Annotated in this window: 19 protein-coding genes; 5 read left to right on the top strand and 14 right to left on the bottom strand. The window is 64.1% G+C overall.

Going from position 1 to position 17776, the window contains the following annotated elements; genetic code table 11:
• Nucleotides 1-223: 223 nt before the first annotated feature.
• Together BM348_RS04175 and BM348_RS04170 are read right to left on the bottom strand one after the other, a co-directional pair.
• The gene (locus tag BM348_RS04175; RefSeq protein ID WP_092902291.1) at nucleotides 224-829 is read right to left on the bottom strand and encodes a DUF7344 domain-containing protein; all 606 of its coding nucleotides are present in this window, start codon (nucleotides 827-829) and stop codon (nucleotides 224-226) included.
• 356 nt (nucleotides 830-1185) lie between these two features.
• Nucleotides 1186-1797, bottom strand: a complete 612-nt coding sequence (locus tag BM348_RS04170) for a DUF7344 domain-containing protein (RefSeq protein ID WP_139231137.1) — start codon at nucleotides 1795-1797, stop codon at nucleotides 1186-1188.
• 371 nt (nucleotides 1798-2168) lie between these two features.
• Here BM348_RS04170 and BM348_RS04165 point away from each other — a divergent pair, with 371 nt between their 5' ends.
• Nucleotides 2169-3362 carry a redox-regulated ATPase YchF gene (locus BM348_RS04165; RefSeq protein WP_092902287.1) on the top strand — a complete coding sequence of 398 codons (1194 nt, stop codon included), beginning with the start codon at nucleotides 2169-2171 and terminating at the stop codon, nucleotides 3360-3362.
• A gap of 78 nt (nucleotides 3363-3440) precedes the next feature.
• On the opposite strand, the gene BM348_RS04160 is transcribed toward BM348_RS04165, so the two are convergent.
• Entirely contained in the window at nucleotides 3441-3665 is a 225-nt protein-coding gene (locus BM348_RS04160) for a hypothetical protein (protein ID WP_092902285.1), read from the bottom strand.
• A 182-nt stretch (nucleotides 3666-3847) separates the two neighbouring features.
• Here BM348_RS04160 and BM348_RS04155 point away from each other — a divergent pair, with 182 nt between their 5' ends.
• Entirely contained in the window at nucleotides 3848-4501 is a 654-nt protein-coding gene (locus BM348_RS04155) for a hypothetical protein (RefSeq protein WP_092902283.1), read from the top strand.
• Between the two features lie 127 nt (nucleotides 4502-4628).
• Here BM348_RS04155 and BM348_RS04150 read toward each other — a convergent pair whose 3' ends face one another.
• The 4 genes from BM348_RS04150 to BM348_RS04135 all read right to left on the bottom strand — a co-directional run bounded on the left by BM348_RS04150 (nucleotide 4629) and on the right by BM348_RS04135 (nucleotide 8704).
• A complete protein-coding gene (locus BM348_RS04150; protein WP_092902281.1) occupies nucleotides 4629-6506 on the bottom strand; it encodes a carbon starvation CstA family protein in 1878 nt (625 codons plus the stop codon).
• Between the two features lie 194 nt (nucleotides 6507-6700).
• Nucleotides 6701-7660 (bottom strand): ArsA family ATPase, encoded by a 960-nt coding sequence (locus tag BM348_RS04145; RefSeq protein WP_092902279.1) that lies wholly within the window; start codon nucleotides 7658-7660, stop codon nucleotides 6701-6703.
• The gene (locus BM348_RS04140) at nucleotides 7660-7956 is read right to left on the bottom strand and encodes a hypothetical protein (protein WP_050050901.1); all 297 of its coding nucleotides are present in this window, start codon (nucleotides 7954-7956) and stop codon (nucleotides 7660-7662) included. Before BM348_RS04140 ends, BM348_RS04145 begins: the two co-directional genes overlap by 1 nt.
• Nucleotides 7957-8047: 91 nt before the next feature.
• Nucleotides 8048-8704: a helix-turn-helix domain-containing protein gene (locus BM348_RS04135; protein ID WP_092902277.1), complete on the bottom strand. Its 657-nt coding sequence runs from the start codon at nucleotides 8702-8704 to the stop codon at nucleotides 8048-8050.
• Nucleotides 8705-8842: 138 nt separating this feature from the next.
• Here BM348_RS04135 and BM348_RS04130 point away from each other — a divergent pair, with 138 nt between their 5' ends.
• Together BM348_RS04130 and BM348_RS04125 are read left to right on the top strand one after the other, a co-directional pair.
• Nucleotides 8843-9061, top strand: coding sequence for a YgaP family membrane protein (locus BM348_RS04130; RefSeq protein WP_092902275.1), 219 nt, complete (start codon nucleotides 8843-8845; stop codon nucleotides 9059-9061).
• Nucleotides 9058-9297: a hypothetical protein gene (locus BM348_RS04125; RefSeq protein ID WP_092902273.1), complete on the top strand. Its 240-nt coding sequence runs from the start codon at nucleotides 9058-9060 to the stop codon at nucleotides 9295-9297. The genes BM348_RS04130 and BM348_RS04125 overlap by 4 nt, the downstream gene beginning before the upstream one ends.
• 71 nt (nucleotides 9298-9368) lie before the next feature.
• On the opposite strand, the gene gdhB is transcribed toward BM348_RS04125, so the two are convergent.
• The 7 genes from gdhB to BM348_RS21110 all read right to left on the bottom strand — a co-directional run bounded on the left by gdhB (nucleotide 9369) and on the right by BM348_RS21110 (nucleotide 16156).
• Nucleotides 9369-10658 (bottom strand): glutamate dehydrogenase GdhB, encoded by a 1290-nt coding sequence (gene gdhB / locus BM348_RS04120; RefSeq protein ID WP_092902271.1) that lies wholly within the window; start codon nucleotides 10656-10658, stop codon nucleotides 9369-9371.
• A gap of 3 nt (nucleotides 10659-10661) precedes the next feature.
• Complete coding sequence (locus tag BM348_RS20540) at nucleotides 10662-10802, bottom strand: rubrerythrin-like domain-containing protein (RefSeq protein ID WP_139231136.1); 141 nt, start codon at nucleotides 10800-10802, stop codon at nucleotides 10662-10664.
• 109 nt (nucleotides 10803-10911) lie between these two features.
• Nucleotides 10912-13962 (bottom strand): bacterio-opsin activator domain-containing protein, encoded by a 3051-nt coding sequence (locus tag BM348_RS04115; protein WP_092902269.1) that lies wholly within the window; start codon nucleotides 13960-13962, stop codon nucleotides 10912-10914.
• A gap of 105 nt (nucleotides 13963-14067) precedes the next feature.
• Nucleotides 14068-14922 (bottom strand): YihY/virulence factor BrkB family protein, encoded by an 855-nt coding sequence (locus tag BM348_RS04110; protein ID WP_092902267.1) that lies wholly within the window; start codon nucleotides 14920-14922, stop codon nucleotides 14068-14070.
• Nucleotides 14923-15101: 179 nt separating this feature from the next.
• Complete coding sequence (locus tag BM348_RS04105; protein WP_092902265.1) at nucleotides 15102-15308, bottom strand: DUF2196 domain-containing protein; 207 nt, start codon at nucleotides 15306-15308, stop codon at nucleotides 15102-15104.
• Nucleotides 15309-15439: 131 nt separating this feature from the next.
• The gene (msrB, locus tag BM348_RS04100; protein ID WP_092902263.1) at nucleotides 15440-15883 is read right to left on the bottom strand and encodes a peptide-methionine (R)-S-oxide reductase MsrB; all 444 of its coding nucleotides are present in this window, start codon (nucleotides 15881-15883) and stop codon (nucleotides 15440-15442) included.
• 111 nt (nucleotides 15884-15994) lie between these two features.
• Nucleotides 15995-16156: a hypothetical protein gene (locus BM348_RS21110; RefSeq protein WP_175507096.1), complete on the bottom strand. Its 162-nt coding sequence runs from the start codon at nucleotides 16154-16156 to the stop codon at nucleotides 15995-15997.
• A gap of 287 nt (nucleotides 16157-16443) precedes the next feature.
• Between BM348_RS21110 and BM348_RS04095 the strand changes: the two genes are divergently transcribed.
• Nucleotides 16444-17673, top strand: coding sequence for an ornithine cyclodeaminase (locus BM348_RS04095; protein WP_092902261.1), 1230 nt, complete (start codon nucleotides 16444-16446; stop codon nucleotides 17671-17673).
• The last annotated feature ends 103 nt before the right edge of the window (nucleotides 17674-17776 follow it).

The raw sequence follows: 17776 nt of genomic DNA, 5'->3' as shown, positions 1-17776 counted from the left end.
GAACAAAGAGCCTGTACGGCCGGGAAGAGGTCGTATACTGGCCGTATAGAGCCTCTACGACACCGAATTGGATGGAGTAAGCCGAACACCGATAGCCGCGATCGAACGGCATGGACTTCTCAGGTCGATCCGAAGAATCCACGCACAAAAATCGCTCAGACCCACAGCACAAGCTGCTCTCGAGCGAAGGCAAGAGAATCGACAGGCCGTAGCGTCCAGGTCGTCAGGACGATTCGATATGGGCGACCTCCGGCGGCGGTCCCTCCATGCCGAGGCGGTTCTGCCGGTTGCGGTAGATGTTGACTGCGCCGATTACGGCGATTATCGCCGCCGTGAGTATCGCCCAGACGTCTCCCGATATCGCGGCGAACGGCAGGAGTCCGAGCCACCCGAGAGCGGAACCCGCTCCGAAGCTGATCGCGATTCCTGTGTAAAAGACGCTCCAGGGAATCTCGTCCTCGGGGACGACGTCCATGTAGATCCGAAGCGTTCCGAGTTTCTCCGTGGGGTGGGCGACCATTTCGTGGGTGTCGTACTCGATGATCCCCATCTTGTCGAGTTTCGGCAGATGCGCCTGATGAAGCGCCGTGTAGGTTCGTTTTCGCTGTTTCGACGTAACCTGTGCGCGCGAGACGCCGTTTTCCCACGCCGCGATCTGTTCGGACAGCGTCCGGAGGGAAATCGGCTCCCACTGTTGCATCAGGTAGTGAACCGTAAAGCGCCGACGCCGATTGCTCAGGGCTTGGTACGCGACCTCGCGGTCGATTCGTGCTCGTTCTTCTCGAGCCAGCTGCTGGGAATCCCGCCGACGTTCGCCTGTGAGACTCACGCCACTCACCTCCAGATTGCGATCTGCGACCGATCGGTTCTACTCACTCGAGCGATAGGTGACGCACCTTCATAGTCCGACCGCCCCCGAGGCGGTTCGCCCGTGTGTGTCGGTCCGTTCTCGCACGCAAGTCTCGCGTCCGCGTGCCGGTTCGACGTGACGCGTCCGTTAGTAGTGCCGTCTGCTGCCATTCTGGCTGCGACAAGGGATGTGCTATACTTTTGTATACACAATATATTAGCGACAGTGAGTGTTTACGACGGCGACACACAGCGTCGGTCAGGCTACAGCCACTCTATACTGTCCGTAAGCGTCGTATACTGCGGGAAAATAGATCGATCGATCAGACGAACTCTTCAGCGAGAGTCCGACCGTTCGACCTCCGGCGGCGGCGCCTCGATCGCGAACTCGTGTCGCCGATCGCGGTAAGTGTGAACGGCACCCATCGCGGCGACGGTCAGGGAACCGATCAGCGCCCAGAGGTGCCCAGGAAAGAGCCCGAACGGCGGGAGTCCGAGCCACCCGAGGGTGGCACTCGCACCGAACACGAACGCGATGCCGATGTAGAAGACGCTCCAGGGGACGTCGTCTTCGGGAACGACGTCGATGTAGACCTGCAGCGTCTCGAGTTTCGCCGTCGGGTGCGCGACCATCTCTCGAGTGTCGTACTCGATGATCCCCATCTTGTCGAGTTTCGGCAGATGCGCCTGGTGCAGCGCCGTGTAAGCGCGCTTTCGCTGTTTGGACGTGACCTGGGACGGTGGTACCGCGTTCTCCCAGGCGGCCACCTGTTTCGAGAGCGTGCGAAGTGAAACCGGCGTTCGCTCTCGTAGCAGATAGTGGACGATGAACCGGCGTCGTTTGTTGCTCAGTGCCTGATAGGCGGTTTCTCGACCGATCCGAGTGTTCTCTCCCCCACGATACTGCGTGTCGGTTCGCTCCGGCTGTTGCTGTTTCAGAGTGCTCATAGTCCCCCCATACCGGCTTAGTTCGCCGGCAGACTGACACGAACTCGCCGTCGCCGACCGAGTCGTGAAACCGCGTTTCTCCTCGCGTCTTCGTCCCCCGATCGAGATCGACAAAACGTCGTCGAGAGAGCCTTTTTCACTGTTTTCCGAACGATCGCCACTCTCACACCATCGGTTTCGAAACCGAACATGTTGCACGCAGATATGTGACGGAATACTAATTAGTTCTTCTGCATAACCCATTATGGTAAAATATCAGTCATAAAATGACGGCGTTTCCGAGTCGCTGTAGGAGTACTGTGGTACGCCGTGGCGTCGCACGACGACGACGGACAGAAACCCGTTTAGGTGCCGCCCCACCACAACGGGCAATGAGTTATCGAATCGGACTCGTCGGCAAACCCTCCGTCGGCAAGTCCTCCTTTTTCAACGCTGCGACGATGAACGACGTGCCCGAAGGGGCCTACCCGTTCACGACCATCGATCCCAGCGTGGGCGAAGCCTACGCCCGCGTCGAGTGTGCGGCGCCCGAGTTCGACGAGGAGTGTACGCCGAACGTCGGCTACTGCGACCACGGCACCCGGTTCGTCCCGACGAAACTCGTCGACGTCGCCGGGCTGATCCCCGGCGCACACGAGGGCGCGGGACTGGGCAATCAGTTCCTCACCGATCTGAACGAGACCGACGTGCTCGTCCACGTCGTCGACTTCTCCGGCGAGACCGATCTCGAGGGCGAACCGACCGAGGGCCACGACCCGCGCGACGACATCGCCTTCTTAGAGGAGGAGCTCGATCAGTGGTACTTCGGCATTTTGGAGAAGGGCATCGAGCGCTACGCATCCGGCTACACGACCGAAGACGACGCTATCGAGGAGGAACTCGCCGAGCAAATGAGCGCGTTCAAGACCAACGAGGACGAGATCAAACGCCTCATTCGACGGGTCGGCGTCGGCTTCGATCCCGAGGAGTGGGACGACAAGGACGAACTCGAGTTGGCCCGCGAGATCCGCAAGGAGACCAAGCCGATGGTGATCGCGGCGAACAAGATGGACACGCCCGAAGCGCAGGAAAACTACGAGGAGATCACGGCCGATCCCGACTACGAGCACCTGACGATCGTTCCCTGCAGCGCCCACGCCGAAAAGGCGCTCAAATCCGCCGACAAGGCCGGCGTCGTCGACTACCGACCGGGCGACGACGACTTCGAGATCACGGGCGACGTGTCCGGATCGCAGGAGGAGGGGTTAGAACAGATTCGGGACTTCCTCGACGAGTACGGGGCGACGGGCGTTCAGGCCGCCCTCGAGACGGCCCTGTTCGACGTGCTCGGCGTGATTCCGGTCTTCCCCGGCGGCGCGAACGGGCTGGGTAACGAACGCGGCGAAGTGTTGCCCGACTGCTACCTGATCGACCCCGACTCAACCGCAGAGGACTTCGCCTACAGTCTCCACTCGGACATCGGCGACGGCTTCCTCTACGCGACGGACTGCCGGACGAACCGCCAGTTGGGTAAAGACTACGAGGTCGAGCCTCGAGACGTCATCGAAGTGACGACCACGAACTGATCGTTCCACAGGCGTCGAGACCGTTCGCTCGCCTCCGTCGAGAGACTCGAGGCGTGGACTCGCTGTCCGTAGAACGTGTCACCGGCGCCAGATCGCGCGCTGGGCCGCGTCGTTCAACCGACTCGAGAGGCCGGCGATCCAGCCGTCCGGCGACAGGATCTTCAACTCGCGTTCGTCGACTTCGATGCGGTCCCGACCGTACGGATCGCGCTTTGCCCGCTCGTCGTCGTCTCGATCACCGTTCGCGACGTCGACCGCTACTGACATCGAACAGCGGCCGCACGCTTCGCGGTCCGTAGCCATGATCTATCGTTTGTGATAGGGTCGCACGTGTCTTAAGTCCTGCCGACACGCGAGGGTCGCAGCCGGCGACGGTGTCGACGGACTTTTGCACGTGTCGTGCCATCAGAGCGCATGGAGTACTCACGAGCCGAGCCGGTCGATCTCGGCCGACAATCACCTCGGGGACCGACCCGGTGACCAACATGAGTGACGGCACCCATACCCCCGACGAAACCGATTCGGTCGCGTCCGCGGCCGGCGATACCGCGACCGGGTCGACAGCCGACGCCCTCGCGGACGTCCCCGACTGGGACGACGAGTACGTCGACCGGGTCAGCGACCGATTGTTCCACAACTACGACCTCGAGAGAGACTACGCAGTCGAGGGCGAGCGATTCACGCTCTACGGTCGAATGCAGTTAGTGAACAAGAAGCACTTCCTCCACCCTGCGCTCTCGCTGGCCGAACACGAGTCGACCGAACACCTGTTCGTCGGGCGCGTCGACGCCGTCGACGATCGAACGCTCGATCGGTTCGTCGACCTCGGCGAGCGGCTGGCCGACGAGTGGATCGAGCCCGACGAGGAGCACTTCTCGACGGAGTTCACGTTCGTCACGATTGCGCCCTCGGTCCCCGACTCGATCCGCGAGCGCGTCGCGGGCTTCGACGGGCGGACGCTGTTGAAGTACGGCTTCCACGGCCACTACGAGATCAATCTCGCGGTCGTCGCGCCCGACGACGAGGATCTGGTCGCGAGCGAGAACGCCGACGTCGCGAGCGCCTTCCGGCTCTGGGACCCGATCGAGACGGACGATCCGGGGTTACTCGGACTGCTTTCGCGGCGGCTACAGCTATAGCCCGACTCCTCGACGCCGACGCGTCACTCGAGGGCGAACCGAAATGAAATGGCCGTGTGATTCTGCTCTTCGTGACTCGAGTCGGCGAAAAGCGAGCGCGATCGAAAACCGCGACGGCGAGTCGCGATCAATCGTCGTCCGAACTGACGTCGGCCGCGACTCCGTCACCCGTTCTCCGGGCCGACTGCATGTTGTCGTACCCGATCTTGAACAGCGACAGCGCCAGCCCGATGAGGACGGCGACGATCGCGAACTGAACGATCGCCGACACCTGCCCGAGCAGGGCCGTCTCCGCGTCGGCGGTTATGCCGAGCAGTCGTCCACCGAGGATCTGGTAGAGCCCGACCCAGCTGAGGCCGATAATCGTGATGAACCCCATCAGCGCCATCGGAGCGCCGGTGGAGAGCAACTGTTTGGACTCGTCCCAGTTCGCGAGCCAGACGGTTCCGGCCAGAAGCGCCAGCGATGCGAGCAACTGATTCGCACCTCCGAACAGCGTCCAGAGGTCCTCCCACCGACCGCTGGCGAGCAGGAAGAACGCGACGACTCCGATGATCGACGTGTTGACGTAGCGGTTTGCCGCGTACTCCTCGGCGGTCGTCTCCGGCGTCCCGACGATTTCCTCTAACATGTATCGGCCCAATCGAACGGCCGTGTCCATGCTCGTCAACAGGAAGCTCGCGAGCACGAGCGCCATGAACGGCGCGGCGTAATCGAACGGGATCCCGAGTGCGGTGAGAATCGCACCGCCGCCGGTCGCGAAGTTTGGCAAGGCGAGGCCGATACCGCCGTCGACGCCCGACGGCGTGATAGCGATGATCGTCACGGCACAGAGTGCGACTGCTGCGAGTAGCCCTTCGGCGAGCATCCCACCGTAGCCGATCAGTCTGGCGTCGGTTTCCTTGTTCAGTTGCTTGGCAGTCGTTCCCGACGAGACCAGCGCGTGGAACCCGCTGATCGTCCCGCAGGCGATCGTCAGGAACAGCAGGGGAAACAGCGGCATGACCGGAATGAGCCCCTCTGCGGCGAGCGGACCGCCCTGTCCGAGGAAGCCGTACCACGCCCCCGTCACGATCTCGAGGGAGATCTGGGCGTCGGTTTCGGGATTGACCGCACCGCCGCTGGTTCCCGTGATGAACGTTCCGACGACGACCGCGAGCAGGCTCCCGCCGACCCCCGCGTACAGGAGGAACGAGGAGAGGTAGTCCCGTGGCTGCAACAGCATCCACACCGGAAGGATGCTGGCCGCTGCTCCGTAGACGAGCATCACCAGAACCCACGCGCCGATGTTCGCGCTCTCGAGCAACACCGGGAAGAACGACGCCGAGTCGAGCAGCACGATCGTTCCGTCGGGGTAGTCGCCGGGAACGATCGCGAGCGGGTACTGGATGCCAATCCAGACCGACGCGAAGACGCCGGCGACGAAGATGACCGTCCCGAGCGAGAACGGGAGGTTCAGCTGGTAGAGCCAAACCCCGAAGACGAACGCGAGGGTCACGTAGAGGAGACTCGCGGTCGCCGCTGATGGGTAGGCGTTCAACACGACGCCGATGACGAGCGCGAACACCGCCACGACGAGGATCGTCAACAAGAACGCGAACCACAGCAACATGTTCTTGCCGCGTTCCCCGACGTACTCACCGATGATGTAGCCGATCGACTTCCCCTCGTGTCGAAGGCTGCTGGTCAACGAGACGAAGTCGTGGACCGCCCCCAATAACGGGTTGCCGATAGCGACCCACAGCACGGCCGGTATCCATCCCCAGACCAGCGCGGCCGTGATCGGGCCGACGACGGGCGCGCCGCCCGCGATACTCGAGTAGTGATGCCCCAGTAGTACCGGCTTCTTCGCCGGCACGTACTCCTGTCCGTCCTGGTACTTGTGTGCCGGCGTCTCCCGACTGTCGTCTAGCCCCACGAACTGCGAGAGATACCGTCCGTACGCGATGTACGAGACGGAAAACGTCACCAACACCAGTGCCACGATCCATATTACTCCTACCATGTTATCCTCTCTCTAGCCCGGGTAGGACGGGAGGAATATAAATATAATTCATTGTAGTCTCCGATAGTCTCGAATAGAGAGGCGGATCGGCCTCGAGCGGTTCGGTCCGATAATATTTCGATGAGAACCAATATTGTGTTATTGTATAAGGGAGAAATATCTTCGGGAAGCAAACCCGGGCGAGTCGCCCGCGATCAGTTTCCGCCGACATCGATCTCGAGCGAGTCACCCACCCGAGCGAGCCTGTCGCCCCGAATTTCTTCGACCGCCGTCTCGATCTCGGCGACGATCGGCGGCGAGAACACTCGAGCGGCCGTCTCGAGTCGCTCGCGTTCGGTCTCGACCCGATCGCGGAGATAGCTGGCACCCCGTCCGTTCTCGTCGGGATCGGGTTCGGGCGTGAGCCGATTGGCGACCAGGCCCCGGACCTCGAGATCTTGCTCGGCGAGGTCGTCGATCGCGCGTTCGGTCTCCCGGATCGAGAGCGAGTCGGGGTTGAACACGAGGAAAAACGCCGATTCGTTTCGGAGCATCTCACCGGCGGCCTCGAAGAACTCCTTGCGATCCTGTAAGTGTGCGAGGACGGGATCGCCGTCCATCACGCGACGGGGTTCCTGATTCCCGATCGCCGCCTTCTCGAAGAGGTCGATGCTCTTGCGGCGTTTGGCTATCAGTCGGTCGATCCAGCCCTCGAGGTAGTCCGGCAGCGAGAGCAGTCGCAGCGTGCCGCCGGTGGGCGAGGTGTCGAAGACGACGCGATCGAACGGATCGCTGTTTCGCATGACGTCGACGAACCGGTCGAACAGCGCCGCCTCGTACGCGCCGGGCGTCCCGTGGGCCATCTCGATCTGTCTGTCGACGGCGTTGACCATGGCCGCCGAGACCTGCTGGGAGAGGTTTCGTTTGACCTCCGCGAGGTGCTCCGATACCTCCGCTTGGGGGTCGATCTCGAGCGCGTGGAGGTGGTCGACGCCGTCGACCGGCCGGGGTTCGTCACCGAACTCCTGGTCGAAGAGGTCGCCGACCGAATGAGCCGGATCCGTCGAGACTACGAGGGTGTCGAGGCCGGCGGTCGCGCACGTGTGGGCGTACGCCGCCGAGACCGTCGTCTTCCCGACACCGCCTTTCCCACCGAAGAAGACGTATCGCTCCATCAGAAGTGGTACTGCCGGCCTTTCCGCTCGACGAGCGAGCCCCGGTCCCACAGCCGTCGCTCCCACGCTTCGAACTCGTCCTCGAGGTACGGCAGGAGTTCGGCCGTGTAGTACGAGACCGGCGACGGGACGCCGAAGGCGTCGGGGAAACACGACAGCATGAACTCGTCCTCGAGATCCTCGGCTTCGCTCTCGATCTTCTCGTAGGCGGGGTGGGAGAACAGTCCGTGAGAGAGCCCCCGGAGCCACTCCTCGAGCGTCGCCCGAAAGCGGGCGATGCGATCGGCGAGAGTCATTACCACTCATGCTCGAGCACGAACGCAAAAAGCTGTCGCGTCGCGAAGCGGGAGTCCGGCGGGACTCGTTCGCTCGCGATGATCGAGACGGTCAGACGTCGAACACGCCGGTTATCACCTTCGATTCGGCCTTTCGAAGGTGCTCTGCCGCGGTCGACGGTGCGCAGTTCAGTTCGCGAGCGATCTCGTCGCTGGTCGCTCCGCGCGGCGTGTCGTAGTAACCGAGGTCGATAGCCGTCCGAACGGCTTCTCGTTGCCGATCGGACAGTCGGTCGACGACGCCGTCGGCCGCGACCCGTTTCCCACCGATCGATTCGATGTCCACGCGAACGTCGTCCGGCAGTCCGTCGATCGCAGCCTGGATGTCGGATCGTCTGCCCACCGCAGTGAACGTATAACTCTCCCCGACGTTCCACTCCGCCGGCGGGATCGTCATCAGGCTGCCGCGCTTGAAGTTCTCCCAGAGCGCTCGAGCGTCGGGCGTTCCGGCTCCCGTCACGAAGCAGTAGCTCTCGCGCTCGGTTACCGGGAGCAGTTCGTACTCGTCGATGGCTGAATCTGCCCGTAGAAGCTCCTCGAATCGAGGAACGTCGCCGCGAACTCGCAGCAAAAACGACGCCGTGGGCGCGACGACGTTCCAGTTGATGACCTGCACCCGCTCGACGATATCGCGTTCGCTCGTCGCCCGTTCGTAGGTCAGGGGCAACTCGAGGTCTCGTGTGCGAATCGTCACTCGAACGCGTTTCATACACCGATACTCGATCGGACGCGGCCAAAAGAATTGGTCCGACCCGCGCCCCGCTCGAGTCCCGGTTCGCGCACTCTTATAAACCCAGTAGAAATGTGCGGCTATACGGATTCCATCCAGCGGCGCGTACCACCAGTCATGCACCGAAATATCGGCACCGTCGATCGGACGATCCGAGGCGTACTGGGTATCTGGTTACTCGTGACGGGGATCGCGGCACTCAGAGACGAGCAACCGACGAAAGCCGCGACGCTCGGCACCGCTGGCGTCGGATTGGTGGTGAATTGGTACACCGGGTTTTGCGGAGGAAACGCGCTTTTCGGTATCGATACGTCGGCGGGTGAGTCTCGCGAATGAACGGACGAACGAAGTCTGAAGCCCGAATGATACGAGACGCTCGAAAGATCGATCTCCTGTTCGTGTACGGCTGTATATTCACGTCGATCATCGCCATCCCCGCGTTCCTTCAGTATCTGTTCTTGTTTCGGGGAATCGAATACACTGAAACGGGGTTTCTGGCCGTTGGAACACTCGCGATGCTCCCGGGCCTTCTCATGGGTACTACAGCGCTGTGGGTCACAGTGCGGGGGTGAGAACTCGTCCCCGCAACGACCCTTTTACTCGAGTCGAGAGCCGAGAGACTAGATCAGCGATTCTCCCGCGATTAGGGCCAGAGGCCGCGCACTTCGTGTGCCTCCGCGATCCGGGAGAGCGCGACGATGTAGGCGCCGTCCCGCCAACTCACGTCTCGGGACTCGACCTCCGATCGAACCGCGTTCCAGGCGGTCACCATCTCGGCCTCGAGTTCGGCGGTGACCTCCTCTAGGCTCCAGGCTCGGCGGTTGATGTCCTGGAGCCACTCGAAGTAACTCACCGTCACGCCGCCCGCGTTCGCGAGGATGTCGGGGACGACTGCAATGTCTCGCTCCTCGAGGATGGCGGCCGCGGCGAACGTGGTCGGGCCGTTCGCGCCCTCGATGACCAGATCGGCCCGGATATCGTCGGCGTTCGCCTCCGTGATGACGTTACCGATCGCGGCGGGAATGAGCACGTCGACGTCTAGCTCGAGCAGTTCCTCGTTCGGGATGACGTCGTCTGCGGTGCTGGTCACCGCCTCCGGTTCCTCGTCGTGGGCCGGAATCGACGCGACGTCGATGCCAGCGGGGTCGTAGATTGCGCCGTTGACGTCGCTGATGGCGACGACAGTCGCGCCCCACTCCTCGAGCTTGCGGGCGGCGTTCGCGCCGACGCTGCCGAATCCCTGGACGGCGACCGTCGTCTCCTCGAGGGGCATGTCGTAGTATTCGCAGGTCTCGCGCGTGACGATGGCGACGCTGTGTCCGGGCGCTTCCTCGCGGCCGTAGCTTCCGCCAACGGAGGGCGGTTTGCCGGTGACGACGCCGGGAATGGTCTCGCCCTGTTGCATACTGTAGGCGTCCATGATCCAGGCCATCGCCTGCGAGTCCGTACCCATGTCGGGGGCCGGAATGTCTCTGGTCGGGCCGATCACGTCGCGGATCTCCTGTGTGAACCGGCGTGTCAACCGCTCGCGCTCGGCCTCGCTCAACGATTTGGGGTCGACGACGACGCCGCCTTTGGCACCGCCGAAGGGGATGTCCATCACGGCGCACTTCCAGGTCATCCACATCGAGAGCCCCACGCACTCGTCTCGAGTCACCTCAGGGTGGAATCGCAGGCCTCCCTTGTACGGGCCGCGAACGCTGTCGTGTTGGGCGCGAAAGCCGGTGAACACGTCGACGCTGCCGTCGTCTCGCTCGACCGGAACGGTGACCTCCGTGACCTTCGCGGGGTGGTCTAACCGCTCGAGGACGTTATCGCTGATCTCGGTCTGGGACCCGGCGCGGGCAAGTTGCCGTCTGGCCGTCTCGAGGGCCGTCTCCGGTTCGTTCGAAGCGTCCGCTCGAGGCGGGGCGGACGAGACATTCGAAGGCATGAATTACTCGACCGGAATCTCTCGATTCCGCATATCCGCACCGCACTCCGGACAGTCAATGGGGGACGTCGCTTGCGTCACCGCTCCGCAGGCAAAGCACTCGTATGTCGATTCCTCGTCGGGGTTTGTCGTGACGTCTTTCATGGGTATCACTGCCGAATCGGCGACGCGGCGCTCGTCGGCACCTCAGTGTAATAGGGATATTAGGAAAGACGTATTCGTTATACTACTAGCAGAATCCGCTCACCTGGGTTCAGTATTCAACCCCCAGTGCGTCAGTTGCCGGAAAACCGATCTCCTCGAAGAGCACCGAGAACAGTTTCCGCTGGACGGTTCGGTTGTGACCGTAGAACGCGGCCGGCGAAATATCGAGCGAGGCCGCGATTTCCTCGCCCGTTTGTTCACGGGGCGATTCGAAGAACCCGCCGTGATAGGCTACTCGGACGACCTCGAGCTGTCGATCGGTCAGCTCCTCGAGGAGCCTGGTCCGCAGGTCGCCGGCCGACGCGCCCTCGACCGGGCGCTTCGAGCGCAGTTCGACCGATTCGAAGCTGTTCGTCACCATTCGCGTCGGGGCTCGCGCGTCGACGGTCTGGGGGACGTCGACGACGATCCGCGTCCCCTCCGGCGTCGCCCGAACGCTCCGGAGGACGACGCCGTGGTCGGCCAGTCGGATCGCGAGAAACGGCGTCGGAAGCTCGAGGAGGAGCGACCCGCCCGACGCCTCCCCGTCGGCGTGAGAACTCCCGCCGCTCGCGTCCTCGCTGAGGATCTGTACGTCGGCGACCGAAACGAGGTCCTCGGCGACGGCGGCGACGGTTTCGACCGTCGCACCGTCGACGGACGCGACGACCGAGACGGCAGCGCCGTCTTCGTGCTGACGAACGCCGCCGTCGAACGAGACCGTACAGTCCGCGCGAGTCGCGAGCTGCTGGAACACGAACGTCTCGTCGTCAATCTCGAGGTCCAGACGCGTCCGCGAGGCGGTCAACAGGGCGTTCTTCCGTTCGACCGCGGCGATCGCCGACGCGATCGTTTCGCCCAGTTCCGCGAAGACGGCCCGGGACGTCTCGCCGAACGCCGACGGGCGGCCGGCGTAGACGGTGAGCACGCCGTAGGAGAACTCGTCGTAGGAGAGCGGAACGCTGATCGCCGACTGGTAGTCCTTCGAGAGCGCGCGCTTTCGCCAGGGCTCCTCGTGGAGCCCCTCGGCGACGTTCGAGACGACGGTGACGGCGTCGGACCGCGCCGTCTCGATCGCCGGTTCACCCGGGTTATCGCCGATCGGGCCCGCCACGGCGTCGAGATAGCCGCGGCCCGCGCCGTCGTGGGCGCGCGCCTCGAGACTGGTTCCGTCCGGGTCCAGCCCGCCGATCCAGGCGAACGAAAAGCGATCGGTCCCCGTGAGCCGGTTGCAGACGGCCGCTTCGATCTCTTCGCGGGTCTCGGCCCTGACGATCGCCTGATCGATCTCGCGGATGAACTCGTTGATGCGATTGAGCCGGGTCAGCTGTCGGTTTCGGTCTTTCAGTTCCCGCTCCTGTTCGTGTAACGCCGATTCGCGCTCGACGCGGTCGAGCGCCGCTTCCGCGGTCGTCGCGAGCAGGTCGACGACCTCTCGAGTGACCTCGTCGAACGCGCCCGCCGCCGTCGATCCGGTGATGAAGACGCCGTTGTTCCCGAGCGGGACGTACGCACCACTTCGAAGATCCGTCTCCGGTTGCGAGAGCCGGTCCGACTCGCGAACGTCGTCGAAATGCTGCGACTCGCTGTCGTCAAATATCTGCGTCTCGCCGTCGACGAACGCCTGACCGACGACTGAGTCGGGCGTCGCTCGGTGCGAGGCGAGTGAGCCGTGTGCGCGCTCTAACGCCGACGTCGCCGCCGCCGGCCGGATAGCGCTGTCGTCGGTGTCGAACAGGTAGACGCCGTTGGCCTCGAGATCGAGGACGTCCACGGCGTCCTCGACGACGATGTCCGCGATTTCCGCCCGAGACTCCGCGAGCAACAGCCGTCTCGCGGTCCGGTGGAGGGCGGTCAGCGCCTCCTCGCGGCGCTTTCGGGCCGTGATGTCGCGGCAGCTATACAGTAACGTTCCGCCCTGAATAGAGACTTCGCGGACGTTGACCAACAGCGTGTGCTCGTCGCCCTCCCTGTCGGTCGCGGTGCACTCGATGTTCGTCAGGACGCCCTGTTCTGCGAGTTCCTCGCGGTCGAACAGGTCGGGTCCGAGAAGCTCCTCGATCGACCCCATCTCGTGGAGTTCGTCGTCCGTATAGCCGAAGATGAAGTGGACGTTCGGACAGACGTAGGTGAACGCCCCCGACTCGTCCGTGATGAGGACCGTGTCGGTCATGTTGTTGAGCGTCACGCGGTGGAGCTCTTCGGACTCCCGGAGCTCCGCCTCGAGTTCGACCCGGTCGGTGACGTCGTTGCCTTCGGCGAGCAGGGAGATGACCGAGCCCGACTCGTCTCGAACCGGGCGGAACGTCACCTCGAGCACCCGTCTCGTCTCCGATCGGTCCCCGTCGCCGTCCGGTGCGGCCGCACACCGACTGGCGAGTTCCCGCCTGACGGGCTCGCCCGACGCCGCCCGCTCGAGGGCCGTCTCGATCGTCGGGCGATCGGCCGGGAGCCACCACGGCGTCGCCTGCAACGGCCGACCGCGAACGTCGGCCTGCGAGGCGTCGATCGCCTCGAGCGCGGCGGCGTTGGCCCGTCGAACGGTTCCCTCGCGGTCGAGCTCCCAGACGTACGTCTCCGGGTCGTCGAAGATCGTCCTGAACCGACGACCGGCTGCCCTGGCGTCGCGGTCGTCGCGCTCGCGGTCGATCACTCGCTCGAGCACTGCGGCGAGGTCGTCGCCCGCCCGTTCTCGCGGGACGTACTCGGCGGCTCCGGCGCTGATGGCGTCGCTCGCCAGCCGCTCCGAGCCCGAACGCGGCGAGAGGACGACCGGCACCGTCGGTCGGCCGGCGCGGACTCGCTCGAGCAGTTCCAGCCCGGTTCCGTCGGGGAGATCCGCGGCGGCGAGGACGACCTCGATGCCGTCGGCCGCGAGTGTTGGTTCAGGGTCGGCCGCGGGTGTCGGTTCGGAGTCGGCTTCGTCTGCCGACGGTGATCCGGATTCGAGCCGTGCAACGGCGTCGGCAACCGTTTTCACGCGAGTGACCGAGAGCGAACCGAACGACGTATCGACGGACGCGGCTTCGAGCGCGCTCTCGAGCGAGGGCGGCCCGTCGGAATCGGTCGTCGGCTCGACGACGAGAACGCGGACCTCGTCGCAGCGGACCGAAGGATCCATACGCAACCCGTATGCGCCCGACGGGATAGAACCCACCGATACGGACGGGACGTGAGAGGACCGCGGGGAGACTTCCGGGGGAAACCAAACCGCCGCGTATCGGCGTCAACTCGCGTTCGGGAGCTCCTCTGACAGCGGAACCCAGCCGTCGTCCGGGTCGACGCGGTCGGCGAGTACCGCGTTGAGCACCGCGCCGACGAGCAGACAGAACCCGCCGAAGTAGACCCACGTCAGTATCAACAGGATCGCGCCGGCGACGTCGAACAGCGCGACCGTCTCGGCGGTCGAGACGTAGACGCGAAAGCCGACGGCGAGAAGCGACCACGTGACCGCGGCGAAAGCCGTTCCGGGAACGATCTCGCGGATCGAAACGTTCGGTTGCGGGAAGACGTAGTAGATCGGCGCGAACAGCGCGAACAACAGCCCCGTCAGCACGAGCAGGCTCGCTCCCGTCGCGAGCGGCCCGGTAAAGAGCAACGACGCGCTGACGCCCAGCGCGCCGACGAGCGCGACCGCGACAGCGACGGTCGCGACGAGCAAGATCGTATAGAGACCCGTCACGAGCGACGCCGAGCGGGCGGCCTCGAGCGACGACCGCGTTCGCCTCGAGGCGTACACGACGGTAAACGCGCTGTCGACCGCCCGAAAGAGGCGGATCGTACTCCAGAGGAAGATGCCGAGCGCGAGCAGCGCCGCTCGCGTCCGGTTCCCGCCGGCGCTGGCGACCGTGTCGAGGTGCTCCCGGTCGATGACCTCCTCGAGTCCCGTCATCGTCTCGAGCGAATCGACGACGGTCTCGAGCGAGTCGACGACGGTGACGGCGACGAGCAGGAGAATGACGAGCGGGACGAGCGCGTTGAACGAGTGGTAGGCCAGCCCCGCGGCTGTGACGCCGATCCGCCGTTCGCGTGCGACCGCCGTGATCTCCGCAGCGAGGCTTCGAACGTTCGACCAGCGCACAGCCCCGCTTCATCAAAGCCGGTGAAATAATTTTCTCTCGACGATAACGGCGGGACGGAACGGCGAGACGAATCAGCGACAAATCAGCGAGACGAACTAGCGGGGCGAATCAGCGACGGAGCCGCCGCTCGAGCGGATTCTCGAACCGACGCTCAGCTACTCGGACGCCGAGTCGACCGCTACTCGTCGACGACGACCGACTGGACGTGGCCGACGACGCCGCTTTTCAGCTTCACCCGGGGGCCGTCCGGATCGTCGCCGTAGACCGTGCCGATCTCGCCGTGGATCGGTTCTTCGTCGGTCGATCGAACGTCCGCGTCTTCCTGTACGATTTCGACCGTCATTCCCTGTCGGAGTTCCTCGGCGGCCGGTCGTTCGGTAGACATCGTACTAGCGCTTCCGAGAAAGCGGTCCGAAAACGTGGTGCCTGCATATTCGGTGTCGTTTTTCAGAGGGGGGGACCACCGCATCGTTGCTTGCCGAAGTCGCGTCGCTACTCGTCGGCGAGGTCGTGTCGCTACTCGTCGTCGAACTCGAGGGCCGCCGAGTTGATACAGAAGCGCTTGCCGGTCGGTTCGGGCCCGTCCTCGAAGACGTGACCGAGGTGGCCGTCGCAGTTCGCACAGCGGACTTCAGTTCGGCGCATTCCGTGGCTGGTATCGACGTGTGTGGTCACCCGCGCGTCGTCGACGTCGTAGAAACTCGGCCAGCCGCAGCCGGATTCGAACTTGGTGTCGGAGTCGAAAAGCGTCGCACCACAGCCCGCGCAGGTGTAGCTTCCGTCGGCTTTGTGGTCGACGTACTCGCCGCTGAACGCCGGCTCGGTTCCCGCCTCGCGGAGGATCTGGTACTGCTCGTCGGTCAGTTCCTCGCGCCACTCCGCGTCGCTCTTTTCGGCCGGGTCGGCTCCACGGTCGGTCGACGACTCGCCGCTCGAGGGCGTGTCAGTCTCTGGGTCCATACGTAACCCTACGGGCGAGAGCCCTAAGAGTCTGTCCGGACGGCTCGATATCTCGGGTCGCGGATCGCCCGGAGAGCCCCGAGGGAACCGATCCGATCGACGGGAAAGCGGCTACCGGCCGGTAATGACGTTGGTGCTCTCGCAGTCGGGACACTGGGTCATCCGCCCGAGCTTCGGCACCTCGAGCCGTCGCCACTCCGAGGAGCCGCCTTCGGCTTCGAATCCGCAGTTCAAACACCGCGAGCGAGCTGCCGTTCCTGAGTCCGAGGACATACCTTCACGTACGGTATCGTCCCCCATAGGAATTTTCACGCCACCGACTGAGAGTCACGCCCCGTTATCGGTTCCCGGTTGGTCGTCGGTCCGCGAGGGTGTCGGTAGTTCACGGCGCGATATCGATCTTCGGACTGGGTAGCAACGCTCAAGCGAGCAGCCGCCGCTTTGAGGCCCCGCCGGCTGCTCATGGGGAGCGCCACGTTCGGTAGCCGCGGGGGGCACCGCACCTGGTTGCTGCCGTCACGACACGCACTTTGACGGGGGTCGACCGCGAAGGAACTCGCATGACGAATACGCGAACCGTCGAGCTCGAGGGTCACATCATCGACTCGGGAGCGATGGGGCGGTGTTTCGGCGCCGTGATGGATCTCGGCGGGGAGTTCGAAGTCGAGGAGTTCGACGTGGGTCGACACAAACACGCCGAAACGTACTGTCGCATGCGCGTCTCCGCGGCGTCCGCGGACGACCTCCGGGCGATCCTGCACGAACTGAATCAAAACGGTGCGACGGTCGCGGATCCTCGGGACGCGACGGTAGAGGCCGCGCCGGACGAGGAGGTCGTTCCAGTTGACTTCTACTCGACGACGAACCACCCGACGTTCGTCCGCGTCGACGGCTCGTGGGTCGAAGTCGAAGACCCCGAGATGGACTGCGCGCTCGTCGTCGAGCGGACCGACGACGGCCCCCTCGTGCGCACGAAAGTGCTCAACGCCGTCGAGGAGGGGGATCTCGTGGTCACCGGCGAAACCGGAATCAGGGTCGAACCGCCCGAACGGCCGCGAAACGGGGGCAGTTCCTTTGGCTTCATGCAAGGCGGCGTCTCGAGCGAGCGCCCCTCCGCCTCGCTGATCGAGGAGATCGCAGACGAGATGCGCGAGGTTCGGGCCGAGGGCGGCACCGTGCTCGTCGTCTGTGGCCCTGCGATCGTCCACTCCGGCGGTCGAGACGCGCTCGCGGACCTGGTTCGGGCGGGCTACGTCGACGCCCTGAGCGCGGGCAACGGCTTCGCCGTCCACGACTTAGAGCGCAACCTCTACGGGACCTCACTGGGCGTCGACACGGAGTCGCTCGAGCACCCCCGGAAGGGTCACAAACACCACATCTACACGATCAGCGAGATCGGCCGCGTCGGCGGGATCGAGGCGGCCGTCGAGGCGGACCTGGTCGACGGCGGTGTGATGTACCAGTGTGTTAGAAACGATGTTCCCTACGTGCTCGCCGGGTCGATCCGCGACGACGGGCCGCTCCCGGACACGATCACCGACGCGATCGAAGCTCAGAACGCGATCCGCGAGCAGGCCCGCGAGGCCGATCTCGTATTGATGCTCTCGACGCTGCTTCACTCCGTCGCGGTGGGGAACTGCCTCCCGTCGACGACCAAAACCGTCTGCGTCGATATCAACCCCGCGACGGTCACGCAACTGCTCGACCGGGGGAGCGCCCAGGCGATCGGCATGGTCACCGACATCGGGACGTTCGTTCCGATGCTCGCCGACGAACTGCTCGAGGACTGACTCGTCGACGAACTGTCCGAGGACTGACCGGCCGCCCACACGGACAGGACAGCTCGTCTCGAACAGTATACGAACGGAACAGCCCGTCTCGTCAGGACGGTTC

It is taken from the genome of Halostagnicola kamekurae, from assembly GCF_900116205.1.
Lineage (GTDB): Archaea > Halobacteriota > Halobacteria > Halobacteriales > Natrialbaceae > Halostagnicola > Halostagnicola kamekurae.
This window is presented reverse-complemented; position numbering and strand designations above follow the sequence as displayed.

Excerpts from the sequence above, each read along its gene's own strand:
- BM348_RS04160 (WP_092902285.1), bottom strand. The coding sequence starts at position 3,665 with ATGGCTACGGACCGCGAAGCGTGCGGCCGCTGTTCGATGTCAGTAGCG.
- BM348_RS04105 (WP_092902265.1), bottom strand. The coding sequence starts at position 15,308 with ATGTCTACCGAACGACCGGCCGCCGAGGAACTCCGACAGGGAATGACG.
- BM348_RS04095 (WP_092902261.1), top strand. The coding sequence starts at position 16,444 with ATGACGAATACGCGAACCGTCGAGCTCGAGGGTCACATCATCGACTCG.
- BM348_RS04145 (WP_092902279.1), bottom strand. The coding sequence starts at position 7,660 with ATGGAGCGATACGTCTTCTTCGGTGGGAAAGGCGGTGTCGGGAAGACG.
- BM348_RS04165 (WP_092902287.1), top strand. The coding sequence starts at position 2,169 with ATGAGTTATCGAATCGGACTCGTCGGCAAACCCTCCGTCGGCAAGTCC.
- BM348_RS04135 (WP_092902277.1), bottom strand. The coding sequence starts at position 8,704 with ATGAAACGCGTTCGAGTGACGATTCGCACACGAGACCTCGAGTTGCCC.
- BM348_RS04155 (WP_092902283.1), top strand. The coding sequence starts at position 3,848 with ATGAGTGACGGCACCCATACCCCCGACGAAACCGATTCGGTCGCGTCC.
- BM348_RS04140 (WP_050050901.1), bottom strand. The coding sequence starts at position 7,956 with ATGACTCTCGCCGATCGCATCGCCCGCTTTCGGGCGACGCTCGAGGAG.
- gdhB (WP_092902271.1), bottom strand. The coding sequence starts at position 10,658 with ATGCCTTCGAATGTCTCGTCCGCCCCGCCTCGAGCGGACGCTTCGAAC.
- BM348_RS04170 (WP_139231137.1), bottom strand. The coding sequence starts at position 1,797 with ATGAGCACTCTGAAACAGCAACAGCCGGAGCGAACCGACACGCAGTAT.
- BM348_RS21110 (WP_175507096.1), bottom strand. The coding sequence starts at position 16,156 with ATGTCCTCGGACTCAGGAACGGCAGCTCGCTCGCGGTGTTTGAACTGC.
- BM348_RS04125 (WP_092902273.1), top strand. The coding sequence starts at position 9,058 with ATGAACGGACGAACGAAGTCTGAAGCCCGAATGATACGAGACGCTCGA.
- msrB (WP_092902263.1), bottom strand. The coding sequence starts at position 15,883 with ATGGACCCAGAGACTGACACGCCCTCGAGCGGCGAGTCGTCGACCGAC.
- BM348_RS04150 (WP_092902281.1), bottom strand. The coding sequence starts at position 6,506 with ATGGTAGGAGTAATATGGATCGTGGCACTGGTGTTGGTGACGTTTTCC.
- BM348_RS04130 (WP_092902275.1), top strand. The coding sequence starts at position 8,843 with ATGCACCGAAATATCGGCACCGTCGATCGGACGATCCGAGGCGTACTG.
- BM348_RS04115 (WP_092902269.1), bottom strand. The coding sequence starts at position 13,962 with ATGGATCCTTCGGTCCGCTGCGACGAGGTCCGCGTTCTCGTCGTCGAG.
- BM348_RS20540 (WP_139231136.1), bottom strand. The coding sequence starts at position 10,802 with ATGAAAGACGTCACGACAAACCCCGACGAGGAATCGACATACGAGTGC.